General features: G+C 33.6%; 2 protein-coding genes. Both read left to right on the top strand.

Annotation, left to right across the window (positions count from 1 at the left end; translation table 11 throughout):
* The coding region (locus OF897_RS21465; protein WP_267267707.1) for a hypothetical protein at nt 1-797 on the top strand (797 nt) is incomplete at its 5' end.
* 13 nt (nt 798-810) lie between these two features.
* Nucleotides 811-1,434 (top strand): DUF6705 family protein, encoded by a 624-nt coding sequence (locus OF897_RS21470; protein ID WP_267267708.1) that lies wholly within the window; start codon nt 811-813, stop codon nt 1,432-1,434.
* The last annotated feature ends 186 nt before the right edge of the window (nt 1,435-1,620 follow it).

The raw sequence follows: 1,620 nt of genomic DNA on the forward strand, positions 1-1,620 counted from the left end.
CTGAAGGCGGACCGGGAGGAGGAGGCAACACAGATCCGGGAACTCCATCCGATAACTGCAGCTCTGCTGCTACCAACCCGGGAGAAGTAGGATTGATAAATGAGAACGGCTGTAACACAGGACTTCCTACGGAGACGAATATAAGACCGACACAAACGCCTTGTGCTGATTTAAATGCTAAAAGTATAAATAATGATTTTTTAGGTAAAATGCAGGAGCTTTCTAATAATGCTAATGGCAGTGTTGAAGCAGGAATTACTATGTATAATACTTCTCCCAGCTACAGCAATAAAAAGTATGGAGGAGTTGACAGTGAAGGGAATTCTTTTGTTAATTTAGAGGCAGATCTCACTAGGGCTCCCGATATAACTGGTTTTATGCATTGTCACCTAAACATTCTGACAATACCAGATTTGAGAACACTTACTGTTTTTTCTATGTCAGATTTTGTAGTTTTGGCTGAACTAGTCAAAGATTCTACGGTACCGGTTAATAAACTTGGAATGTATGTAACATCCGACAGAGGAACATTTGCCATAAAGCTAACAAATAAACAGGCAATCATCGATTTTGCTAATTATATTAAAACAAATCATGACTATGTAAATACTCTTTATGAAAATAAAATAGTATATAGTATGACTAAAAAACAACAAGTAAAAGGACTTTTAGAATTGATAAAAGATAGCGGAGTAGGCTCAGGAATTGAGCTTTATGAAAGTGATTCCGATTTCAAAAACTGGAAGAAGCACTATCTTGATGAAGATGGTAAATTAAAAGATCAAAAATGCAACTAAAAAAACAATTATTATGAAAAAGCATATATTAATATTTTTACTGATAATTATGAATTATTCTTGTAAAGCACAACAGCAACCTGTATTGAGGACTTTATCTTTTCAAGACACGTTTAATGATGATTTCTATTTTGAAAAAGGAGATTATGTAAAAGATATGTACAATCAGCTTGATCCGTATGTTGGAACTTGGAAATATGAAGGAAACGGAAAAACTTTTATACTTAAAATTCAAAAAGTTCCTATGTTCTATGATGTTTTAAGTAAAATTTATAAAGACAAATTATTAGTTACCTACAAGTATATTAAAAATGGTACAGTTATTATAGATAACTTAAGTGCTCCGGTCATTACAAGTTTCGAGAACTTAAGTGACATTGAGGGAAAAAAATATGGAACTTTCAGTCTTATTTCTTTTATGAATGAAATTTTTTTGAGTGGCTCTATAAAAGATATTCCATTGAATATAACTACTAATGCAGAGATCCATCCTGTGAATTTTGGAGTTCTGGGAGAAACGCCAAGAATAAAAATATACTATAATGGATTAAACTCTTTCAAAGGAAATCCTGCTAGTTTTTATGTCGGAAAACCAACTTTTGAGATTCCAAATAAAGTTGAATTGATAAAACAATAAAAAATAATAAAGCTGTCTATTAGACAGCTTTATTATTGGATTCAACTTATTAGAAGCTATTTGGTCTGGGGGTCTGGGAGGCAATAGCAACACAAACTCGGGAACACCACCTGATAATTGCAGCTCTGCTGCCACCAACCTGGGAGAAGTAGGATTGATAAATGAGAACGGCTGTAACACAGGACT

Origin of the sequence: Chryseobacterium formosum (assembly GCF_026460885.1) — a bacterium.
In the GTDB taxonomy this organism is placed as follows: domain Bacteria; phylum Bacteroidota; class Bacteroidia; order Flavobacteriales; family Weeksellaceae; genus Chryseobacterium; species Chryseobacterium formosus.